Source organism: Empedobacter sp. EJD.6dd (genome assembly GCF_057369435.1).
The window spans coordinates 3,212,871-3,234,507 of the sequence record NZ_CM170667.1; the positions used below are offsets into that span (position 1 = coordinate 3,212,871).

22 protein-coding genes are annotated in these 21,637 nt (G+C 32.3%); 11 read left to right on the plus strand and 11 right to left on the minus strand.

What is annotated here, in order from left to right:
* The first annotated feature begins 9 nt into the window (after positions 1-9).
* From AC2I98_RS15020 to AC2I98_RS15040, 5 genes are read left to right on the plus strand one after another with little or no spacing between them, the layout of a single operon-like run.
* Entirely contained in the window at positions 10-3,171 is a 3,162-nt protein-coding gene (locus AC2I98_RS15020; RefSeq protein ID WP_486412447.1) for a TAT-variant-translocated molybdopterin oxidoreductase, read from the plus strand.
* Between the two features lie 34 nt (positions 3,172-3,205).
* Positions 3,206-4,609 (plus strand): NrfD/PsrC family molybdoenzyme membrane anchor subunit, encoded by a 1,404-nt coding sequence (nrfD, locus tag AC2I98_RS15025; protein ID WP_486412448.1) that lies wholly within the window; start codon positions 3,206-3,208, stop codon positions 4,607-4,609.
* A complete protein-coding gene (locus tag AC2I98_RS15030; protein ID WP_486412449.1) occupies positions 4,590-5,159 on the plus strand; it encodes a DUF3341 domain-containing protein in 570 nt (189 codons plus the stop codon). The genes nrfD and AC2I98_RS15030 overlap by 20 nt, the downstream gene beginning before the upstream one ends.
* Positions 5,159-5,833, plus strand: a complete 675-nt coding sequence (locus tag AC2I98_RS15035) for a c-type cytochrome (RefSeq protein WP_486412450.1) — start codon at positions 5,159-5,161, stop codon at positions 5,831-5,833. Before AC2I98_RS15030 ends, AC2I98_RS15035 begins: the two co-directional genes overlap by 1 nt.
* 18 nt (positions 5,834-5,851) lie before the next feature.
* Positions 5,852-7,189, plus strand: coding sequence for a hypothetical protein (locus tag AC2I98_RS15040; RefSeq protein ID WP_486412451.1), 1,338 nt, complete (start codon positions 5,852-5,854; stop codon positions 7,187-7,189).
* A gap of 74 nt (positions 7,190-7,263) precedes the next feature.
* Here AC2I98_RS15040 and AC2I98_RS15045 read toward each other — a convergent pair whose 3' ends face one another.
* On the minus strand, positions 7,264-7,572 hold the full coding sequence (locus tag AC2I98_RS15045) for a hypothetical protein (RefSeq protein ID WP_486412452.1): 309 nt from the start codon (positions 7,570-7,572) through the stop codon (positions 7,264-7,266).
* A 133-nt stretch (positions 7,573-7,705) separates the two neighbouring features.
* On the opposite strand from AC2I98_RS15045, the gene AC2I98_RS15050 reads away from it, so the two are divergent.
* The gene (locus tag AC2I98_RS15050) at positions 7,706-8,011 is read left to right on the plus strand and encodes a hypothetical protein (RefSeq protein WP_486412453.1); all 306 of its coding nucleotides are present in this window, start codon (positions 7,706-7,708) and stop codon (positions 8,009-8,011) included.
* Positions 8,012-8,068: 57 nt separating this feature from the next.
* Here AC2I98_RS15050 and AC2I98_RS15055 read toward each other — a convergent pair whose 3' ends face one another.
* Both AC2I98_RS15055 and dnaG read right to left on the minus strand, forming a co-directional pair.
* On the minus strand, positions 8,069-8,569 hold the full coding sequence (locus tag AC2I98_RS15055; RefSeq protein WP_486412454.1) for a septal ring lytic transglycosylase RlpA family protein: 501 nt from the start codon (positions 8,567-8,569) through the stop codon (positions 8,069-8,071).
* Positions 8,570-8,816: 247 nt separating this feature from the next.
* Complete coding sequence (dnaG, locus tag AC2I98_RS15060) at positions 8,817-10,763, minus strand: DNA primase (protein ID WP_486412455.1); 1,947 nt, start codon at positions 10,761-10,763, stop codon at positions 8,817-8,819.
* A 164-nt stretch (positions 10,764-10,927) separates the two neighbouring features.
* Between dnaG and AC2I98_RS15065 the strand changes: the two genes are divergently transcribed.
* The 3 genes from AC2I98_RS15065 to sucD all read left to right on the plus strand — a co-directional run bounded on the left by AC2I98_RS15065 (position 10,928) and on the right by sucD (position 13,765).
* The gene (locus AC2I98_RS15065) at positions 10,928-11,713 is read left to right on the plus strand and encodes an META domain-containing protein (protein WP_486412456.1); all 786 of its coding nucleotides are present in this window, start codon (positions 10,928-10,930) and stop codon (positions 11,711-11,713) included.
* Between the two features lie 89 nt (positions 11,714-11,802).
* Positions 11,803-12,729 (plus strand): UDP-3-O-(3-hydroxymyristoyl)glucosamine N-acyltransferase, encoded by a 927-nt coding sequence (locus AC2I98_RS15070; protein ID WP_486412457.1) that lies wholly within the window; start codon positions 11,803-11,805, stop codon positions 12,727-12,729.
* A 166-nt stretch (positions 12,730-12,895) separates the two neighbouring features.
* Entirely contained in the window at positions 12,896-13,765 is an 870-nt protein-coding gene (gene sucD, locus AC2I98_RS15075) for a succinate--CoA ligase subunit alpha (protein ID WP_486412458.1), read from the plus strand.
* Between the two features lie 48 nt (positions 13,766-13,813).
* Here sucD and AC2I98_RS15080 read toward each other — a convergent pair whose 3' ends face one another.
* The 8 genes from AC2I98_RS15080 to scpC all read right to left on the minus strand — a co-directional run bounded on the left by AC2I98_RS15080 (position 13,814) and on the right by scpC (position 19,928).
* Entirely contained in the window at positions 13,814-14,080 is a 267-nt protein-coding gene (locus tag AC2I98_RS15080; protein ID WP_486412459.1) for a hypothetical protein, read from the minus strand.
* A gap of 4 nt (positions 14,081-14,084) precedes the next feature.
* Positions 14,085-14,744, minus strand: a complete 660-nt coding sequence (locus AC2I98_RS15085) for a DUF4240 domain-containing protein (RefSeq protein ID WP_486412460.1) — start codon at positions 14,742-14,744, stop codon at positions 14,085-14,087.
* Between the two features lie 247 nt (positions 14,745-14,991).
* Positions 14,992-15,876 carry a class A beta-lactamase gene (bla, locus tag AC2I98_RS15090; RefSeq protein WP_486412461.1) on the minus strand — a complete coding sequence of 295 codons (885 nt, stop codon included), beginning with the start codon at positions 15,874-15,876 and terminating at the stop codon, positions 14,992-14,994.
* 121 nt (positions 15,877-15,997) lie between these two features.
* Complete coding sequence (locus AC2I98_RS15095; protein WP_486412462.1) at positions 15,998-17,134, minus strand: glutathionylspermidine synthase family protein; 1,137 nt, start codon at positions 17,132-17,134, stop codon at positions 15,998-16,000.
* Between the two features lie 9 nt (positions 17,135-17,143).
* Entirely contained in the window at positions 17,144-17,533 is a 390-nt protein-coding gene (locus AC2I98_RS15100; RefSeq protein WP_486412463.1) for a hypothetical protein, read from the minus strand.
* 6 nt (positions 17,534-17,539) lie between these two features.
* Positions 17,540-17,818 carry a hypothetical protein gene (locus AC2I98_RS15105; protein ID WP_486412464.1) on the minus strand — a complete coding sequence of 93 codons (279 nt, stop codon included), beginning with the start codon at positions 17,816-17,818 and terminating at the stop codon, positions 17,540-17,542.
* A 5-nt stretch (positions 17,819-17,823) separates the two neighbouring features.
* On the minus strand, positions 17,824-18,285 hold the full coding sequence (locus AC2I98_RS15110; protein WP_486412465.1) for a hypothetical protein: 462 nt from the start codon (positions 18,283-18,285) through the stop codon (positions 17,824-17,826).
* Between the two features lie 131 nt (positions 18,286-18,416).
* Positions 18,417-19,928 (minus strand): succinyl-CoA:acetate CoA-transferase ScpC, encoded by a 1,512-nt coding sequence (scpC, locus tag AC2I98_RS15115; protein WP_486412466.1) that lies wholly within the window; start codon positions 19,926-19,928, stop codon positions 18,417-18,419.
* Positions 19,929-20,120: 192 nt separating this feature from the next.
* Between scpC and AC2I98_RS15120 the strand changes: the two genes are divergently transcribed.
* Both AC2I98_RS15120 and AC2I98_RS15125 read left to right on the plus strand, forming a co-directional pair.
* A complete protein-coding gene (locus tag AC2I98_RS15120) occupies positions 20,121-20,942 on the plus strand; it encodes an AraC family transcriptional regulator (protein WP_486412467.1) in 822 nt (273 codons plus the stop codon).
* A 6-nt stretch (positions 20,943-20,948) separates the two neighbouring features.
* Positions 20,949-21,611 carry an alpha/beta hydrolase gene (locus AC2I98_RS15125; protein WP_486412468.1) on the plus strand — a complete coding sequence of 221 codons (663 nt, stop codon included), beginning with the start codon at positions 20,949-20,951 and terminating at the stop codon, positions 21,609-21,611.
* Positions 21,612-21,637: the final 26 nt, after the last annotated feature.

Genomic DNA, 21,637 nt, shown 5'->3' on the forward strand with positions numbered 1-21,637 from the left:
GGAGTATAAATGGCTTCGAAGAAAAATTACTGGAAAAGTTTTGAGGAGTTAACTGACAATACATTAAATGAAAAGTTAACTACCAACGAATTTGCAGAAGAAATTCCCGTAGACAATTTCTTAGGGAATGACAACGCCATGGAGAATAGTCAAACTTCACGACGTGACTTTTTGAAGATTTTAGGGTTCAGTACAGCTGCTGTTACATTAGCAGCGTGTGAAGCTCCAATCGTAAAATCTGTTCCTTATGTAGTAAAACCAGAAAACATTATGCCTGGTGTACCTACATATTATGCATCTACAGTTTTTGATGGATACGATTATGCGAACGTATTAGTACGTACAAGAGAAGGTCGTCCAATTAGAATTGATGCAAATAAAGGAGCAAAATATTATGGTTCTACAAATGCACGTGTTCAGGCATCTGTATTATCATTATACGATTCTGATAAAATAAAATCACCTTTAACAAATGGTGGTGAGAATTTCAAAGCAACATCTTGGAAAGATTTAGATGCACGTGTTTCTAAAGCATTAGCATCTGTAGGAGGAAAGAAAGTAGTTATTTTAACTCCATCTTTACCTTCTCCAACAACTAAAAAGTTGATTGCAGAATTCGCAACAAAATATCCAACTACTCAACATGTAGTATATGATGCAATTTCTTATTCGAATGCATTAGACGCTGCACAAGAAGTATACGGAAAAAGAGAATTACCATTCTACGATCTTAAGAATGCTGAATTGGTTGTTTCTTTCAACGCAGACTTTTTAGGAGATTATAATGGTGGTGGAATGGAAGGTGATTATGGTGTTGCTCGTAAACCAGGAGCGAACATGATGCGTCATATCCAAGTAGAATCTATCTTATCTTTAACAGGTGCAAATGCAGATACACGTTATCCTTTAAAACCAACTGATACTGAAAAAGTATTGGCTGAAGTTTATCAAGGATTAACAGGTGGTTCTGCTGCTTCTAAAGAAGCGAAAGCAATTGTTACTGAATTAAAAGCGAAAGGATCTAAAGCAGTTGTAATGGCTGATGGTTCTAAAGAAGCTTACGCAATTGCATTTGCAATTAACCAAGTTTTAGGATCGGCAGCAGTTTCAGATAAAGCTGTTTTATTAAAAGAGTCTAACGATACTGCATTCTATCAATTCGTAGCAGAAGCAAAAGCTGGACAAGTAGGAGTTTTATTAAACTTCCAAACAAATCCAATTTACAATGCTAAAAATGCGAAAGAAATTGAAGCAGCATTCAAAAACATTGGACTTAAAGTTGGTTTAGTTGAAAAATTAGACGAAACTGCATCAGTAATGGACGTTATTGCTCCGGTTACTCATGGTTTAGAGTCTTGGAATGATTTCAATCCATTAACAGGAGTATATTCATTACAACAACCAACAATTCCACGTATTTTTGATTCTCGTCAATTCCAAGATTCATTAATTGCTTGGATGACAGGAGTAACTAAAGTAACTGAAGTAGAAGATCCAAATGACCCAATTATGGTGATGGCGGTTTCTGCTACAAGACAAAAAGTTTCTCCATTCTACTTATATGTAAAACAAAACTGGGAATCAGCTATTTTACCTAAATTAGGTGTAGATTTCAATAAAGCGTTATACAATGGTTATAATGAAGCTGCTGAAACTTCTGCATTTACTGCTAACACAGGTGCTGCTTCTGCTGCTGCTACAAAATTAGCTGTAGGTAAAGCAACAGAATGGGAAATTCAATTCTATTCTAAAGCTGGTTTAGGAGATGGTACACAAGCAAACAATCCTTGGTTACAAGAATTACCAGATCCTATTACTCGTAACTCTTGGGATAACTATTTAACAGTTAATCCAAATGATGCGGAGAAATTAGGAATCAAAATTCAAGATAACTACAACGTTACGAACGGAAGAATGCAATTTGACGGTGAGTATGTAAACTTAACTGTTAATGGAGTAGTTTTAGAAAACGTTCCAGTATTCATTCAACCAGGTCAAGCAATCGGAACTGTAGGTTTAGCTTTCGGTTATGGTCGTACAAAAGCTGGTAAAGTTGCAAATAATGTAGGGGTTAACGCTTACACATTATATAACGGAACTGTAGGTGTATCTAACGTTAAGATTGAAAAATCTTCTCGTACAGATAAACACGAGTTTGCTAACATGCAACAACAACCAACATTGATGGGACGTTATGAAATTGCAAGAGAAGTTTCTTTAGCAGATTTTATTAACACAGATCGTCAAGAATGGAATCCAGTTGCTAAAATGCCAACATGGAGAGGAGATTCTCCTGTAGGTGAAGTTGATTTATGGGCTAGTTTTGATCGTTCAACAGGACCTCACTTCAATTTAACAATTGACATGAACTCTTGTACAGGATGTGGAGCGTGTGTTATTGCTTGTCAAGCAGAAAACAATGTGCCAACTGTAGGTAAAGAGCAAATGCGTATGTCGAGAGATATGTACTGGTTAAGAATTGACCGTTACTACTCTGATGTTACTTACAATGATCCTGAAGGAAAATTAACTCAAAAAGTTGCTTTAGAATCTGATCCAGATAACGAACCACAACAATATACACGTTTAATTAAGCCAGAGGCTGAGAATCCAGATGTGATTTTCCAACCATTAATGTGTCAACACTGTAACCACGCTCCTTGTGAGACCGTGTGTCCAGTAGGTGCAACATCTCATGGTCGTCAAGGTCAAAACATGATGGCGTATAACCGTTGTGTTGGTACTCGTTATTGTGCAAATAACTGTCCTTATAAAGTACGTCGTTTCAACTGGTTTAACTGGGCGAATAATGACAAATACGACTTCCACATGAATAATGATTTAGGTCGTATGGTACTTAATCCAGATGTTGTTGTACGTACACGAGGAGTAATTGAGAAATGTTCATTCTGTATCCAACAAACTCAAGCTGCAATCTTAAAAGCTAAGAAAGAGAACAGAGTAGTTAAAGACGAAGAGTTTATGGCTGCTGCTGCTTGTGCTGCTGCTTGTGGAACAGGTGCGATGAAATTTGGTGATATCAATGATGATAAATCAGAAGTAAGACAAGCATCGAAAGATAAACGTTCTTATGTTTTATTAGAAGAAATTGGTACAAAACCAAATGTTATCTATCAAGTAAAAGTTAGAAACAGAAAAGAACAAGCTTAATTAAATTAGTAAAGAATTAATAAGGTAAACAAATATGTCACATTACGAATCACAGGTAAGAGAACCCCTTATTTTAGGACATAAAACCTACCACGATATCACAGTAGACATTGCACGTCCGATTGAGACGCCTGCAAGTAAGCTGTGGTGGATATGTTTCAGTATTGCAATGGTTGCTTTCATTTTTGGTGTTGGTGCAATTGCATATACAGTTGGAACTGGTATTGGTGTTTGGGGATTGAATAGAACGATTAACTGGGGATGGGATATCACCAACTTCGTATGGTGGGTAGGTATCGGTCACGCTGGTACGTTAATCTCAGCCGTTTTATTATTATTCCGTCAAAAATGGAGAATGTCGGTAAACCGTTCTGCGGAAGCCATGACTATCTTCGCCGTTGTACAGGCAGCGTTATTTCCTGTAATCCACATGGGTCGTCCATGGTTAATGTACTGGGTATTCCCTATTCCTAACCAATTTGGATCTTTATGGCCTAACTTTAACTCACCATTATTATGGGACGTTTTTGCGATTTCTACGTATTTCTCTGTATCAACAGTTTTCTGGTTGATGGGATTAATTCCTGATTTCGCTATGGTGCGTGACCGTGCAACAAAACCATTCGCTAAGAAAATCTACGGAATCTTATCATTCGGATGGGGTGGTGGAGCAAAACATTGGCAACGTTTCGAAGAGTTATCTTTGGTATTAGCTGGTTTATGTACACCGTTAGTATTCTCGGTACACACGATTGTATCTTTTGACTTCGCTACATCGGTGATCAAAGGATGGCACTCAACAGTATACCCTCCATATTTCGTAGCCGGAGCTATTTTCTCTGGTTTCGCAATGGTACAAACATTATTAAGTGTAATGCGTAAAGTTTTACACTACGAAGATTATATCACACGTAAGCACATCGAGTACATGAACATTGTAATCGTTGTAACAGGTGGTATGGTTGCTGTAGCTTATTTAACAGAGTTATGGATCGCTTGGTATTCAGGATCTCGTTACGAAGATTTTACATACTTCTCTCCAGGAGCTGCAACAGGACCTTATTGGTGGGCATTCTGGGCATTAATTATTTGTAACGTTTTAGTACCAGGATTATTATGGATTCGTCCGATTAGACGTTCATTCTTCTGGACATTCGTTATCTCTATCGTAGTTAACATTGGGATGTGGTTCGAGCGTTTTGATATTATCGTTATCAACTTAGCGCGTGACTACTTACCATCGAGCTGGACAATGTTTATGCCTTCATGGGTAGACGTAGGTATCTTCTTAGGTACTATGGGATTCTTTTCTGTGTTATACTTATTGTACGCACGTACATTCCCAGTTATTTCACAATCTGAATTAAAAACTATTTTGAAATCATCAGGCGAAAGCTATAAAAAACATCATACTGAAGATGAGCATCACGAACACTAAAATCGTTTATGGTCTTTACGGAGACGATGATGATTTATTAAAAGCAGTAAAATCTATTCGTAAACAAGGTATTACGATAGATGAAGTATATACACCTTTCCCTGTACACGGTTTAGATAAAGCGTTAGGATTAAAGAAAACTCGTATTTCTGATCTTGCTTTCTTCTATGGTGCATTTGGAACAACGTTAGCATCTTTGATGACATGGTTTATCATGAACCATGACTGGGCTCAAGATATCGGTGGTAAACCATCTTTCTCTTGGGGACAAAATATGCCAGCTTTCGTTCCTATTATGTTCGAGTTGACAGTATTCTGTGCGGCACACTTTATGTCATTAACGTATTTAGTACGTAATAAAATGTATCCAGGTGCAAAAGCAAAAAACCCAGATCCACGTACTACAGATGATAAATTTTTAATCGAAATCAGAACTGCTGATGTAGAGAAAATCAAAAATGTATTTGTAGAAACTGGTGCTGAAGAGGTAACTGTAAAAGGTGATGTAGTCGTAGAACCAAGTGTTAACAATTTAGTACAAGAAGCATAATGAAAAAGATAGCATTACTTATAGGATTAGGAAGTATTATTATCACTTCTTGTTCTGATAAAAAACGTCACGCAAGTATCGTTTATATGCCAGATATGTATTATCCAACAGCATATGATCCTTACGAAAAGGCAACTTTTGGTTATCCTCATGACGAAGAAAACTCTGAAGTTCCAGTAATGAGTAAAAATCACAATATGTCTGCTTTAGAATCTGTAGAAGGTGCTGTAGCAAGAACAGACGGTGATATCTTACCATGGACTTACAAAAACAATAATGCTGGTTATGCACAAGCAAAAGCAGTAACTGTTTCTCCATTAAATGCAGCAAACAAAGTAGCAGATTTAGAAAGAGGTAAATTATTGTTTGGTCAAAACTGTGCAGTTTGTCACGGTGACGCTGGTGATGGACAAGGATCAATTGTAAAATCTAAAGCTTATTCAGGAGTTCCTAATTATAGCGAAAGAGATGTTACTGTAGGATCAGTTTATCATGTAATTATGTATGGAAAAAATGCGATGGGTTCTTACGCATCTCAATTGACTCCTGCAGACCGTTGGAGAGTTGCTGAATATGTAATGAGTTTGAAAGGTGGTTCTGCTACTGCTGCTCCAGCTGGAGAAGCAACTGCTGAAGTTAAACCTGCAACTGAAGAAACAGCAACTAATAAATAATAAAATAAGTTAATTATTATGCAATATACATTTTCCCCAAGATTAAAAAATGCATCACTTATCCTAGCTGTGATAGGTGTTGTACTTTACGGGATAGGATTTTTCTTACATCAACAAGATGTTGCTAATTCAACTGAATATATTAACGGTTTGATTGAAGCTCACCCAACACAATTTTTTGGTGAGTACATTTCAGATTCATATGCTGCTATGAACACTGATCATGCAGGTCATATGGAGCATTTAACAAATTTATTGAAAAACAGACCTTGGGCTGCTTTCTATGTACCAGCTTATTTATCGTTTGGTATTGCAGCATCTGCATTGTTTTTCTTATGTATTCAGTTTGTAGCAAATGCAGGTTGGTCTATGGTAGTATCTCGTGTTATGGAGGCTATCGCATCATTTTTACCAGTTGGTTCTGTTCTTGTTGGTATTATCGTTTTAGGATCTTATTTTCACATGAATCATTTATTCCACTGGATGGATGCTGATTTAATCAATCCAGATAGTGAGAAGTATGATATTTACATGGCAAACAAAGCTCAACTTTGGTTAAGTCCAAACTTCTGGTTAGTACGTTGTGTTATTTACTTAGTAGTATTATCTTTAATGTTACCAGTAATTAAAAATGCAACACGTAAATTAGATGAGACAAACGGAGACTTAAAAGTTTACGCACAATTGTATAAAAAATCAGTTATTTACTTAGTGATTTTTGCAATCTGTTCTGCAGCTTTTGCATGGGATTTTGTGATGTCTTTAGATCCACACTGGTTCTCTTCATTATTTATGTGGTACGGAATGGTTTCATACTTAGTTTCTGCGGTTTCTATTATGGCAATTATTTCTATCTACTTAAAAAGAAAGAACGCTTTACCATTATTCAATGATAATCACTTACATGATTTAACAAAATACATGTTTGGTTTCTCATTATTATGGTCATATTTATGGTTCTGTCAATTCATGTTACAATGGTATGCAAACATTCCTGAGGAAGCACAATACTTCCAACAACGTATGGCGCAATATCCATTATACTTCTGGATGTTGATCATTAACTTAGTAGCTCCATTCTTGATTTTAATTTCATCAAGCATGAAACGTCGTTACCAAATCGTTTTCGCGATGGGATTCGTTATCATCTTTGGACACTACTGGGATTTCTACAACCAAATTATGCCAGCAGCTGTTGGTCCGTTCCACAACTTCGGATTAATGGAAATTGGAGCATTAGTTGGAATCGGAGGATTATTTACATTCGTAGTAATGAATGCAGTTTCTAAATTAAACTTAGAAGCAAAAGGTCACCCTTACTTCCACGAATCTAAAATTTATGAATATCCTTTCTAATTAGAAAGATGTTATAAAACTTAAAAAGCTCGATGCATTAGCATCGAGCTTTTTTTATTTTAATCAAATAAATATTATTGTATTGTTCTGCGTTTGATTTCCAAATCAACCAAAAAATGATCTACATCGTCATCAGTCGATAAATTTCCAACTACATATACACCTTTCTCTCCATTTAGATTATTGATTATTCCATAAACTGATGATTCATCATCAGGATCAGACATACCTTCGTATCGATAAATACATACAATATCAAAATTCTCTGAATGTTGTTTTAATTGATCTTTTTCAATATTATAATCAATTGTAAATCCATTAGTATTTAATTCTGTTAAAGCTTCGTTAGTTGTTTTATAACGGTATTGAATTTTTTCTTTCATAATTTTAATAGTTTAAGAATTGATTCTCAAATACTATTCCATTAAAGCTCTTGATATATCAAGAAATAAACTTTTTTGGTAAGGTTCTTGTCTTATGTTAAGTTAGATTATATTATATTATATGAATGTGATTATGAAACTAACAGTATTAAAGAAAATCAATTTGGTTGCAATTTTTGCACTTGCAGCTTTATTTTTAACATCTTGTGATGGTTCTACTACAATTTATGGTATTGAGCATACAAATCGTAAGAAAGGTAAGTACAAAAAATATCCTAAATATGAAGTAAGATATGATGATCATAGAAGTTTACCTCCAGGACAACATAAGAAAATTCATGGTGATAAATCCGCGAAGCGTTATGCTCCAGGTCAGCAAAAGAAATACAATAACAAGTATTATAAAAAGAAAAATCATCACAAACATCACAATGATTAACATAAAAAAGGATTGAACATTGTTCAATCCTTTTTTGTTTAATATCTAAAAATTGTTTTAATCTACAACTTCCATTTCTACGTTCAATGTTCCAGAACTTGTAGAACCTATAGACGAAAACGCCGCTTTACTTAAATCTAATAATCTTGATTTTGTGTGTGGACCTCTGTCGTTAATTTTTACAACGACTGATTTGCCATTATTTGTGTTTGTAACTTTAACTTTTGTACCAAATGGTAAGGTTTTATGTGCGGCTGTGAGGTTGTTTTTATTATATAATTCGCCGCTCGAAGTTTTTTTGCCATGAAATTTGTCTGCATACCACGAGACAATTCCACTTATTTTGCTTCCTGCTTTTTCTACAATTTCTGCAACAGTAGTATTTTCTACTTTGTTCAAATCTGCAACTTTATTTAAGATGGTTGATTTGATATTTTTTGTATAAACTGATACTGGTAAAGGTAAAGGACTAACTGTCGAAAAATTTGATTTTCCCTTAGCCTGAGCCATCGGAATAATCATCAGCATTACTAATAATGTTAAAAAATTCTTTGTCATTCTTTAGTTTTTTCTGAATCTTTATCTAAAATAAGCATTATAGATTTTGTTTAGACATAAGTTCCTTTTTCAAATGGTTTTAAGAAAATATTTGGCGTCTAAACCTTTATATTCAGTACTGTTATGAATGATTGTTAACGATAAGTTAAAAATATGATTACTTATTAAATTTTTTAAGAATATTTTTTAAATAATGTATAACTGATAGATTGTTAATTTGTTACATATGTTTTAACAATTTATTGAATTATATGACACGATTGAGATGTTGATTTAAGATATTTTTTAAACCCGTAAAATGCATGATTTGTTGAAGAATTTGATTGGTTTCCTCAATAGGTAATTCAGGATTTCTGGTTTGTTGCATCAATTCTTTAATCATATTATCAATATAGATAATTTTGAAGCGTAGTAAAACATCAAACAAATCTTTGTGTACAAACTCTTCTTTCTTTTTGATATTAATTCCTTGCTTAATCGTCCAGTTTTCGCTTAAACTATGTTTATCTATCATCATTTCAGAAGCTAAGTTTACAATTTCAGGATTGGTTAAACGCGAGAAAAAAGTCCCAGTTCGCAATTCATCGTTTTCTAAACCATTTTTTACATCTTCTATAATTGATTGATAAAGCGGATTACTCAATTGCAGTTCATTTTCTTCGAATTGAGAAATAATTTCCTGATTAACGGTAGTTTTATATAGTTCGTTGTTTTCGTTCTTTAAATCAACCTCTAAATCACCAAATTGCATAATCAGCTTGATGATTTCATTTTCTACAGTTTGTTGAACATTGATTACTTCTTTTGTCGACGGAATAACCGAAATAGAAGGTTTTTTAGTGCGTGCGCTATCTGTAATATGAGAAGATGAAGAAGTTGATTTGTCATTAGAATTTTGTAGTTGCGCCAATTCTTTGAACAAAACTTCTTCTCGAATCTCCATAATTTTAGAAGTTTCAGCAATGTAAACCTCTTGTTTGATGATATTCGGAATTAGAGAAATTGATTTGACAATTTCTCTAATTAATTCAGCTTTTTTGATTGGATCATTCTTCGCATCTTCTAATAAAACATTTGCTTTGAAACGAATAAAATCGGTTGCATTCTCTTTTATATAGGCTTCAATTTCTGTTGTTGAATGTTTTTTAGCAAATGAATCTGGATCTTCGCCTTCTGGTAACAAAAGAATTTTTACGTTCATTTCTTGTTCCAAAATCATATCTATTCCTCGGAAAGATGCTTTAATACCAGCATTGTCGCCATCGTACATGACAATGATATTTTCTGTCAGACGCTTTACTAAACGAATTTGCTCATTTGTAAGTGCTGTACCAGAACTCGCTACGACATTTTGTATTCCAGCTTGATGTAAAGACAAAACATCTGTATATCCTTCAACTAAAAAACATTGATCAGCTTTAGTAATATGTTGTTTTGCCTGAAATAAACCATAAAGTGTTTTACTTTTGTGGTAGATTTTATTTTCTGGAGAATTTAAATATTTAGCAGCTTTAGCATCATTTCGTAAAATACGTCCACCAAAACCTAATGTTCTACCCGAAAAACTATAAATGGGAAACATTACACGTTCGCGAAACTTGTCGTATTTTTTATTATCTTCCTTAAAAGTTGCTAAACCTGCTTCTTCGATTAATTCTTTCGAATAGCCATTTTTTAAGGCATGTTCAGCTAAAGCATCCCATTGTTTTGGAGAATAACCAAGCTCAAACTTATCAATAGTTTCTTTGGTAAAACCACGTTCGCGAAAATAGCTTAAACCAATTAAATTTCCTTCTTCTGAGTTGTGAAGCTGATTTGTAAAGAATTTTTTAGCAAAATCCGTTAAAATGTATAAACTTTCTCGGTCTTTTTCTTCTTGTTGTTGTTCAAAATTATATTCCCCATCTTCTTCAATCTCGATATTATAGCGTTTCGCCAACCAACGTAATGCTTCTGGATAAGTAAATTGCTCAACTTCCATCAAAAAAGTTACGACATTTCCTCCACGCCCCGACGAAAAATCTTTCCAAATTTGTTTGGCAGGTGAAACGACAAAAGAAGGAGTCTTTTCGTTACCAAAAGGTGAAAGTCCTTTTAAACTAGAACCGGCACGTTTTAATGTAACAAAATCACCAACAACTTCTTCTACACGAGCTGTTTCGAAGATAATATCTATAGTTCTTTGAGAAATCAAATTGAAATATTTTTTGAGAATTGAATAAACTAATTATTTATCAAAATTAAAACAAATTCTTTACATCAATTCATCTTTTCAAATGCTTTGTAGAAAAGATTTTTAACATTTATGAAAATTGGTATGATATTCGTGTATTAAGTAGAAACTTGAAATTAAATTTTATGAAATCAACAATTTTGAAAATATCTTTTGCTGCAATATTAGCAACTGGTTTTTTATCATCTTGTTCTACTGTAAATAATGTAATGGGTAATACAGAATCTAGTACAAATAGCACTTCTGTTTTAGGAAAATGGGAGTTAAGCCAAATTAATTTTATGAAAGCTGGTTCTATTGCTGAAGCTTATCCAATGGGAGTACCTTACCTAAATTTTGTTTCGAATAGTATGTTAAATGCTTCTGATGGTTGTAATACTTTAAATGGAGGAGTTACGATTTCGGGTAATGAAATTACGTTTGGAAACATGATGTCTACAATGAAAGCATGTCAAAATGTAGAAGATGCAAATTTTAGTTCAAAATTAAACGGAAAGTTAAAATATTCAATCTCTGATAATAAATTATTATTAATTCAAGGCGATATTGTTATTATGACATTTGTTCGTCCTGGAACTTTAGCAGGTTCTTGGGAATTAGAAGAATTTATTGGAAAAGATAGAAGTGCAAAATCTTTAGATGATCGTTTCCCAAATCAAAAACCAACTTTAACATTCCAAAATAATAAAGTTTCTGGTAATGATGGGTGTAATAACTTAACAGGAGCATATGTTGCAATTGGTAATTCTTTAACTGTTAAAAATATTGCAACTACACGTATGGCTTGTCAAGGAGTCGATTCAGATGCGTTTGGAGAGCGTTTTAATAATGTAAACAGATACGAAGTTCAAGATGGAAAATTAGTTTTGTTTGCGAATGATGTTAAAACAATGGTTTTCAAGAAAAAATAATTTGATTCTATTCAAAAAATCATAAAAGCTGTCATTTTTTGACAGCTTTTTTATTTTTATATTTGTAGACTTTTTAATAGAAGAAAAAGATGAAATTTCCAAATACACATAAATTAAAAGAAATTGCATCAATAATTGATGCAAAATTTATTGGAGACGAAAATTTTCCAGTAGAAGGAATCAATGAAATTCACCGTGTAGAAGCGGGAGATATTGTTTTTGTTGATCATCCAAAATATTATGACAAAGCATTACAATCTAATGCGACAATTGTTTTGATAAATAAAGAAGTTGATTGTCCAGAAGGAAAAGCATTGTTGATTTCTGATGATCCTTTTCGTGATTTTGTAAAAATTGGTCAACATTTTTTACCATTTCAATCATCAAACAAGCAAATTTCTGATTCTGCAGAAATAGGGGAGGGAACAATTATTCAACCAGGTGCTTTTATTGGAAATCATGTGAAAATAGGAAAAAATTGTGTGATACATTCTAATGTTTCAATTAACGATCATGCAATTATCGGAGATAATGTAATTATTCGTTCGGGAACTGTTTTAGGAGCAGATGCGTTTTATTACAAAAATCGTGAAACTGGTTTTGATCGATTAAAATCTGTCGGAAATGTAATCATAGAGAATAATGTAGAAATTGGTGCAAATTGTACGATTGATAGAGGAGTTTCTGCTTCTACGATTATTGGAGAAGGGACAATTATGGATAATTTAATTCAGATTGGTCATGATACAATTATTGGAAAAAAATGCTTGATAGCTTCTCAAGTTGGTGTTGCAGGTTGTGTGATTGTAGAAGACGAAGTTTCTATTTGGGGACAAGTTGGGATTACAAGTGGTGTAACAATAGGAAAAAAAGCAGTATTGTTAGCACAAGCTGGAGTAAGTAAAACATTAGAAGGAGGTAAAACGTATTTTGGTACACCTGCAGAAGAAGCACGTGGGCTATATAAAAAGATCGCAGCCACAGAGATAATGGTACGCGATTACAGAAAAAAATAATCTAAAAGAATATATCATAAGAAAAGCTGAGCATTGCTCGGCTTTTTTTATGATAAATATCTTATGCTTTTTTGTCCTATTAAAATAAAGACTTAGTGTATTTTTTACATTGAATATTTTTTAAAATGCAAAAGTCCTTTTATATTTGTGTAAATTAAAAATCACAATGTCTGTATTAGTAAACAAAGATTCAAAAATAATCGTTCAAGGATTCACAGGGAAAGAAGGAACTTTTCATGCTGAACAAATGATTGAATATGGAACTCAAGTAGTAGGTGGTGTTACTCCAGGAAAAGGTGGGCAAACTCACTTAGGATTACCAATTTTCAACACAGTTAAAGATGCAGTAGATCAAGCAGGAGCTGATGTTTCTATCATCTTCGTTCCACCAGCATTTGCAGGAGACGCTGTAATGGAAGCTGCTGAAGCAGGAATTAAAGTAATTATTTGTATTACAGAAGGTATTCCAGTAGAAGATATGGTAAAAGTACAAGCGTATGTTGACCAAAGAGATGTAACATTAATTGGGCCTAACTGTCCAGGTGTTATTACTTCAGGTGAAGCAAAAGTTGGTATTATGCCAGGATTTATCTTCAAAAAAGGTAAAGTTGGTATCGTTTCTAAATCAGGAACATTAACTTACGAAGCTGCTGATCAAGTTGTAAAAGCTGGTTACGGAATTTCTACAGCTATTGGAATTGGTGGAGATCCAATTATTGGAACAACAACTAAAGAAGCGGTAGAATTATTTATGAACGATCCAGAAACGGAGTGTATCGTAATGATTGGTGAAATTGGTGGACAATTAGAAGCTGAAGCTGCTCGTTGGATTAAAGCGAATGGAACTAAACCAGTTGTTGGATTTATTGCAGGACAAACTGCACCAAAAGGTCGTACAATGGGACATGCTGGAGCTATCGTTGGTGGAGCTGATGATACAGCACAAGCTAAAATGGCGATTATGACAGAATGTGGAATTCACGTAGTGTCTTCTCCTGCTGATATCGGAGCTAAAGTTGCTGAAGTTTTAGGATAAGAAAATTCTAATCAAAATAATAAAGGAACTCAAATAGAGTTCCTTTTTTTATTTAAACCAATATTTACTCATTTCCTCTAAGAAAATTGGATCATTAATTGGAAAATTATTATCAATAATAGCATCAATTCCACATTTTGGACAAACTGCAGTTGCATCTTTTCCTTCAATTTCTTCAAAATAGTCTTTAATTTCTGAAGTAGAGAAAATTTTTTTACAACAAAAACATGCACAATTATTACTATTCAATATTTTTGATTTATTAAATATAGATTCTTGATGAGCCTGTTTTAAAAATTCAATTGTATATTTCATATACTTACAAAAATTCATCGTCATCATCAAAATCATCCTCTGTCTCGTCATCATCAGGAGAATAATCTTCAATAAAAACTTTGAATAATCTTGGGCATATAACTTGTAAATTAGTCAAGTTTTCATCATCCCAATCAAAGTCAGGTTTTGGAGATTTTTCAGTAAAAAACTTAAGACATTCTTTGTCTACAAACTCAATAATATTATGCTCAAATTTTGCATAGAAAACGTTATTAGCAATTAAATGAAAATCTTCAAATTCGTATAAATCATCTTCGTTAAATCCATCATTAAAATAATCTGCTAAATTATCAGGAGCTAAAATTGCTTTTTCAAATAATTCTTGTCCTTGAGAAATGATCCAATTTTTAAAATAAAAAAAATGTAGAGGATCTGTATCATCATTCATAATGCAAGCTGCACACCAAATTTCTGGAGTATGAAGGGAGTATGAATAAAATTCTAAACGAAGCTGAAAACCAATCATATCTTCGGCAGTTAGATTTTCAAGTTCTTGTATTAAAGCTAATTCTTGATCTTGCAGATTATTGGCTTCAAGCAAAGAATTTTCTATAATTTGCCAAAATAAATCTTCTTCGAGCATGCGTGTAATACGTTCCGAAGGTAGAGTCGACGAATTAAACAAATCATCTAAAAAACCCATATTTCTACTTTTTAGTTTTTAATTAGTTGGTTTTGATTTGCTAAAATTTTCATAACGTTTTATTTCTTAAATCTTTAATTATTTAAAACTTTTAACGAAATCTTTTTAAAATTTATAAATAATAAATGATGAAACCAATCAATTTTTGAACTATTTATATTTTTTTAGTTAAATAAATGATTTAGTTAGAATTATAAAAGTCTAATTCGTTGAGGAATTAGACTTTTTGGTTATTTAATTGAATTTTTTATTTAGCGTAATAATTCCAAACTGCTTTTGTAATATCTACAATTACTTTTTCTGTTTCTACTCTTTCTTCTGTGATATTTTTTAAATAAATCGATAAAATAATTGGTTTATGATTAATTGGTTTAATTATTCCAACATCATTCAATGCAACTCTTAAATTTTGGTTATTAGTACCACTAATTCCAGTTCTATGAGCCAATTCTGTATTTGCAGGTAAGCCAGCTTTCATCCATGTTAAACCTCTGGATGTTTCTACCATTAATTGATATAAATACGCTGTAGAATTTCCTTTTAGAACCTTTTTTGCATAAAAATTCTCAAGTAATTGTGTGGTAGAGTTTGCGGAAGTTATATTGAGATATAAATTATCCCAAGTCTGCATTTGTTGTTCATTTACTTTTATCACAAAATCTTTAATTCCTTGTTTACGAATAAAATTTTGTACAATTTTAGTTCCTCCAATAATTTTTAAAAGTATATCACAACCATTATTATCGCTATGCGAAACGGTATATCTTAAAAGTTGATCAAGTGTTAGATAGATATTTCCATTTGGATAATCTTCAAGAATCGGACTCCAAGTATTAGGTAATAAATCTTCTTTTTTGATGAAAAATTTTTGGTTGAGTTGTAATTTATTTTGATCAACTTCGTGTAAAACAGCTAATGCAATATGAAATTTGAACACACTCATCATTGGCATCATTTGATTACCATTGATACTTAGCGTATCGTTATTCTGAAGATTTTTTAATGAAATTCCAACTGTAAGATTTTTTGAAGAAATAAGTTGATTGATTTCTGTTCTTAAATTTTCAATGGATTGAGCATTTAAACAAAAACTTGAAAGGATAAATAGTAAAGTAAATATTAGTTTGTTCATATTAGAAATTAAACTTTTAACCAAATTAGTTATTTATTTGGTTAAAAATTTAATTATATAAATAAAAACTCTAATTCGTTGAGGAATTAGGCTTCTATAAGATTTACGAATGCTGTTAGTATTACTCAATAATATGGGGTACAAAACGGCTTTTGTCTGTTGTAATAAATTGATCACTTTCGCGAACAGTAATTCCGCACGATTCTTGACCAATTATCCAGCTTCCGATAATTGAATAACCTGTTTCTTCACGATGTAAATTTGCCAAAGCTTGGTAAATAAAACCTTCTTCGCCATATTCTCCAGAAGTTTGTTCAGAGATATTTCTGTCTTTTACAACGTCTACATTTGCGCCCTCGCGCGATAGAAGTGGTTTTTTTACATAGTTTTTCATCTCTTTTGGCGAATCTGTGTATGCTTCTAATAATAATGGATGATTTGGATACAATTCCCACAAAATCTGTAAAATTGCTTTGTTTGAAAGAATCATTTTCCAAGCAGGTTCGATCCAATTTGCGTTAATTTCATCATTTTTTATGTTGTATGCAAACAATTCATTCACGAGCCATTCCCACGGATAAAGTTTGAAAATATCTGTAATTGGTTCTTCTTCTAAATCTACAAAATTGACATTATTCCAACCGATTTCATCAATGTAAATTAATTTGGTATTGATACCTGCTTGTATTGCACAATCTCTGATATATTCGATATTTGTCAAATCTTCTAACGATTCTCTCACACAAGAAAAATGCAATGTTTCGCCTTTCAAATAAGGTTTTAGCATTTTCCAAGTTTCAATTAATTTATCGTGAACAGAGTTGAATTGATCCTTTGTTTCCCCAAAATAATTTTCCATCCAAAGCCACTGTACCACACCACATTCAAACAACGAAGTTGGTGTATCAGCATTGAATTCTAATAATTTTAATTGACCGCTATCGTAAGCAAAATCGAACCGACCATAAATACTTGGTGCATCATTTTCCCATGTATCAATTAAATAAGGTTGAATAAATTTTGGAATTTTAAATTCGTCTAAACGATTATTCTGAATAACATGTTCGACAGCATTTAAGCACATTTGCCATAATTCGTTAGTTGCTTCAAAAATTTGATCCGCTTCTTTTTCCGAAAACGAATAGTAATAATCTTCTACCCAATAGGTTTGTTTATTTTCGTCTGTATGATAGCCAAAGCCAATGTTTTCTAACCTTTCTTGCCAGTTTTCATCAGCTTTTATTTTTTTTAATTGCATAATATTTTTTTAAGATGAAACTGAACGAGATGAAGCAGATTTACCAAATCCACCACGAACAGTTTGACTTTTATAGGCTTGCGCTTTAGCGGTATTTGTTCCTACATTTGATTGTTGATGCAAACCTTGACTTGCATAGCCCATTCCTCCGCCAGTTAAGCTACGAAAAGCCATAAACCAAAGTAACGAGCTTCCCATTCCACCATGATGTGAACCGCCTGAATGCGAAGCATAATTAGAGGAAACATCTGTATAAGGAGCAGTAGAGTCTGCACGCATATAAACTTTTTGAGCGTTGTTTGTAACTGGTGCTTCTTCACGATTCATACACGAACTAAGAACTGAAGAAATCAACACTAACGTCACAACTTTACTTGCTCTTTTTTCTTTTTTATTCATCATTAATTATTGAATAGTTACGTAAATAGGAATTTTTGTAGAATCGGTAGGTGTATATTGTTTGTGTGTAATCAATGTATCTACTTTTTCTGCGATCATCAAGTCATTTGACCAAATTTTTTGTTTGGTAATATGTAAAACAGAATCGCCTTTCGTTTCGGTTGTCAATACAACTTCACGAGCCGACTTTTTATCTAGCTGTTCTAAATTTTGATTTTCGTTTTGATTAGATTGACACGCAAAAAAAGTTATCAATGGAAGTGTTACAAAAAGTATTTTTTTCATCTAAGTTATTTTGTTGTTATAATTAATAAATCACCATTAAATTGTTTTCCAAATGTCTGGTTATTCATTTTCTTTTGAGGAACAATATTTATGGATTTTATTGCGTTAGGATCAATTTTTATAAAATTTTTGAGACTGTCGGAAATAGATTTACCATCAATAATAATTAAATCAATTTTCTTTTTATCCCAACCTCTTCGATTGTCGATATTAATATCACTTAATTTAAATAATTCATTGATTTTTTTTAGTGTAATATTTAATTCTTTAGATTTTTTATTAATTGTAATATTTTCAATATTGTCTCTATCTAAATAATTTTTTTCGAAATCAGTTATTTCATTGTTAATAAATATACTGTATTCTTTAGAGTATTTCTTAAGTATTTTGTCTCTGTTATAGTGTATATTATTTGTTTTACAACTAAAAATTAATATTATAAAAATAAAAGGGAAAATTAATTTCATATTTTTATTTTAAAATTATACTTTCAAATATACAAATAAGAGATTAATTGGAATTATTTCACAAAAAAAGCACAATCCGAAATTTTCGAATTGTGCTTTTAGAAAAAGTATAGTCTTATTATTTATTATTTCTAGTTATTCAAAACCAATAAATCTTCTTTTTTCATAGAACCTGTCGTTTTCAATCTTGTGTGCCAAGAAAACGCTTCTTCTAAGATGTGTGGCGTTTGACCACCTCTTTCTGCACAAGCTCTTTCAAAGTAAGATAATAATTCGCCTTTATAATCTGGGTGAACACAGTTGTTGATAATTTCGATAGCTCTTTCGCGTGGTGCTAAACCTCTCAAATCGGCTAAACCTTGCTCTGTAACAATAATATCTACGTCATGTTCTGTGTGATCGTGATGAGAAACCATCGGAACGATAGAAGAAATATTTCCACCTTTTGCGATAGAAGCCGTAACGAATATTGAGATAAATGCATTACGCGCAAAATCTCCAGAACCTCCAATACCATTCATCATGTGTGTACCAGAAACGTGAGTTGAATTTACATTACCATAAATATCACATTCTAAAGAAGTATTGATTCCGATAATTCCTAAACGACGAATAACTTCGGCAGAGTTAGAAATAGATTGTGGACGTAAAAGGATTTTACCTTTATAGTTATCAATATTTCCAATTACACGATCGTAACATTCTTGAGAAACTGTCATAGAAGATGCCGAAGCAAATTTCATTTTTCCAGAGTCAATCAAATCAAATGTAGAATCTTGTAATACTTCTGAATACATTACTAAGTCTTCGAAATCAGAATGTTCTAAACCTCCTAAAACAGCGTTTGCAACTTTTCCAATTCCACATTGTAATGGCATTAATGATTTTGTTAAACGACCTTCTTCTACTTCATTTTCGAAGAATTTTACAATATTTTGAGCGATTGCAGCAGTAGCTTCGTCAGCAGGTTGTATATCTCCAGGAGCATCTTGAATGTCATGGAATACAATACCAACAATTTTAGAAGGATCTACTTTAATAGTTTCCGTACCTATTTTAGCATCACAAGTTGTAATGTTAATTGGAGTACGTTTTCCATATTCTTCTACACTGTAAATATCGTGGATTCCTTTTATATTTGTAGGAATAGATGTGTTAATCTCTATGATTAATTTATCTGCATTTGCAGCAATTTCTGCATTATTTCCGATTGAAGTAGTAGGAACTAATGAACCATCTTCTAAAATCTCAGCAACTTCTAAAACACCTAAATTAATTTTAAATTGTCCATCTAAAATATGTTCAGCTGTTTCTCCTAAATGTTGATCTATAAATAATACGTTTCCTGCATTAATATTTTTACGCATTACAGTGTCAACTTGGAATGGTAAACGTTTTTTTAATGCTCCACTTTCTACCAAAGCAGCATCTGTTCCATGTCCTAATGAAGCGCCTGTAACTAATGTGATTTTTAAATTCTCAGATTTGGCACGCTCCGCAACAGCTTTTAATACTACTTTTGTATCGCCTCCTCTTGTAAAACCACTTGAACCAACAGTCATTCCATCTTCAAAAAATTTGGCAGATTCTTCTGCTGTCATTACTTTTGACTGTAAGCTAGTTAATTTTATTCTTTCCAACATAATGCAACTTATTTTCTAATACTTTTCAATAATTATTCCCTTCTTAACAGAGGGAATTACAAATATTGAATTATTTAATAAAATGTTAATATCAAAAAAAGTCAAATAATTATTCATTTCAGACACTTTTATTTGTGTACTTTATACATTATATCAAATAAATTGTTATATTAGTTCAAGATTAAAAAAACTATGAATATACATTTGGATAATAAGTTCGAAACACGATACTACTTAACCGAAATTGATAAACTACCAACATCTATTTTCTGCTATCACAAGGAAATTTCGGAGGCATACGTTGTAGAACACAAACATAATAAAGCGCAATTTCTTTATTGTGAGGGTGGAATAGTGTATGTAAAAATTGGAAAAGATACTTTTTATCTGCCTGCAAGACATTATATGTGGATACCTCCTCATGTAGAGCATAGTATACACCCAAATACACCAGACTTGATAATGAGAAATTTATATTTTCCAATTAACGAAGGTGATAATTCATTTTATAAAAAAGTAGGAATTTATCCTGCAGATGGTTTATTATTAGAACTTTTATTGTTCACTAATCAATGGAAAGGAGATATTGTTCCAGAAAATAGGAGCGAATATGTAATAGCTCAAGCATTTAAAGAAATTCTGCCAAAGGTGAGTAAAAGTAGTTTGAGACTTGCATTACCACTTCCTCACGATGAACGTTTGAAAAAAATTGTACAATTCTTAGATGATAATATGGATTCTTCGATTACAATGAAAAAGATTACTGCAGAGTTTGGATTTTCTGAACGATCGTTGTCTCGATTATTTCAAAAAGATTTGAATATGACATTTGTGCAATATTTTACAATTCTAAGAATGTTACGTGCTTTACAATTATTAATAGATAATACGTATTCTATTAGTGAAATATCGACAATGGTTGGTTACAATAGTTTGCCTACATTCAGTAATACCTTCCAAAAAGTGATTGGCGTACGCCCTACAGATTATTCGAAAAAGAAAGATATATTATAATAAGGTATGAAAATTTATCAAGTAAGTGGATTAGGAGCAAATGGAAATGCGTTTAGAAATCTACACTTGGAAAAAGATTTTGAGCAAGTAAATATTCCTTGGTTAACTCCTGAGAAAAATGAAACATTAGCTCATTATACAGAAAGAATGTTAGAAAGTATTAATCCCACAGAAGATTTTCTTTTGATGGGATTGTCTTTTGGTGGAATAATTGTACAAGAAATGAATCGTTTTATCGATCCCCAACATACATTTCTTATTTCGACGGTTAAAAATAGAACTGAAATCCCAAAACTTTTTCGTTTTTCTGCTTCAACAAATGCTCATAAAATAATTCCGATGAGTTTCTTGACATCAGATCGTACTTTTTCATACATGATGATGCGTAAATTATATTATACCGATAAACAAAAAGATAGTATTGATGATATTTTTGATTTTAAAGATCATTATTATTTGAGTTGGGCAATTCATAAGATTGTTAATTGGGAACATTCATCTGCTTATCACGAAAAAAACTTAACGCATATTCATGGAACCAAAGACATTGTTTTTCCAATAGAAAATATAAAAAATGCGATACAAATAGAAGGTGGAACACATATTATGGTGATGCAAAAGCCAAGACAAGTAAGTGCAGAAATAAATAAAGTATTAATCACTTTATAAAAAATAAAAGCTTGAACATTTGTTCA

Excerpts from the sequence above, each read along its gene's own strand:
- AC2I98_RS15020 (WP_486412447.1), top strand. The coding sequence starts at position 10 with ATGGCTTCGAAGAAAAATTACTGGAAAAGTTTTGAGGAGTTAACTGAC.
- nrfD (WP_486412448.1), top strand. The coding sequence starts at position 3,206 with ATGTCACATTACGAATCACAGGTAAGAGAACCCCTTATTTTAGGACAT.
- AC2I98_RS15030 (WP_486412449.1), top strand. The coding sequence starts at position 4,590 with ATGAGCATCACGAACACTAAAATCGTTTATGGTCTTTACGGAGACGAT.
- AC2I98_RS15035 (WP_486412450.1), top strand. The coding sequence starts at position 5,159 with ATGAAAAAGATAGCATTACTTATAGGATTAGGAAGTATTATTATCACT.
- AC2I98_RS15040 (WP_486412451.1), top strand. The coding sequence starts at position 5,852 with ATGCAATATACATTTTCCCCAAGATTAAAAAATGCATCACTTATCCTA.
- AC2I98_RS15045 (WP_486412452.1), bottom strand. The coding sequence starts at position 7,572 with ATGAAAGAAAAAATTCAATACCGTTATAAAACAACTAACGAAGCTTTA.
- AC2I98_RS15050 (WP_486412453.1), top strand. The coding sequence starts at position 7,706 with ATGAAACTAACAGTATTAAAGAAAATCAATTTGGTTGCAATTTTTGCA.
- AC2I98_RS15055 (WP_486412454.1), bottom strand. The coding sequence starts at position 8,569 with ATGACAAAGAATTTTTTAACATTATTAGTAATGCTGATGATTATTCCG.
- AC2I98_RS15065 (WP_486412456.1), top strand. The coding sequence starts at position 10,928 with ATGAAATCAACAATTTTGAAAATATCTTTTGCTGCAATATTAGCAACT.
- AC2I98_RS15070 (WP_486412457.1), top strand. The coding sequence starts at position 11,803 with ATGAAATTTCCAAATACACATAAATTAAAAGAAATTGCATCAATAATT.
- sucD (WP_486412458.1), top strand. The coding sequence starts at position 12,896 with ATGTCTGTATTAGTAAACAAAGATTCAAAAATAATCGTTCAAGGATTC.
- AC2I98_RS15080 (WP_486412459.1), bottom strand. The coding sequence starts at position 14,080 with ATGAAATATACAATTGAATTTTTAAAACAGGCTCATCAAGAATCTATA.
- AC2I98_RS15085 (WP_486412460.1), bottom strand. The coding sequence starts at position 14,744 with ATGGGTTTTTTAGATGATTTGTTTAATTCGTCGACTCTACCTTCGGAA.
- bla (WP_486412461.1), bottom strand. The coding sequence starts at position 15,876 with ATGAACAAACTAATATTTACTTTACTATTTATCCTTTCAAGTTTTTGT.
- AC2I98_RS15095 (WP_486412462.1), bottom strand. The coding sequence starts at position 17,134 with ATGCAATTAAAAAAAATAAAAGCTGATGAAAACTGGCAAGAAAGGTTA.
- AC2I98_RS15100 (WP_486412463.1), bottom strand. The coding sequence starts at position 17,533 with ATGAATAAAAAAGAAAAAAGAGCAAGTAAAGTTGTGACGTTAGTGTTG.
- AC2I98_RS15105 (WP_486412464.1), bottom strand. The coding sequence starts at position 17,818 with ATGAAAAAAATACTTTTTGTAACACTTCCATTGATAACTTTTTTTGCG.
- AC2I98_RS15110 (WP_486412465.1), bottom strand. The coding sequence starts at position 18,285 with ATGAAATTAATTTTCCCTTTTATTTTTATAATATTAATTTTTAGTTGT.
- scpC (WP_486412466.1), bottom strand. The coding sequence starts at position 19,928 with ATGTTGGAAAGAATAAAATTAACTAGCTTACAGTCAAAAGTAATGACA.
- AC2I98_RS15120 (WP_486412467.1), top strand. The coding sequence starts at position 20,121 with ATGAATATACATTTGGATAATAAGTTCGAAACACGATACTACTTAACC.
- AC2I98_RS15125 (WP_486412468.1), top strand. The coding sequence starts at position 20,949 with ATGAAAATTTATCAAGTAAGTGGATTAGGAGCAAATGGAAATGCGTTT.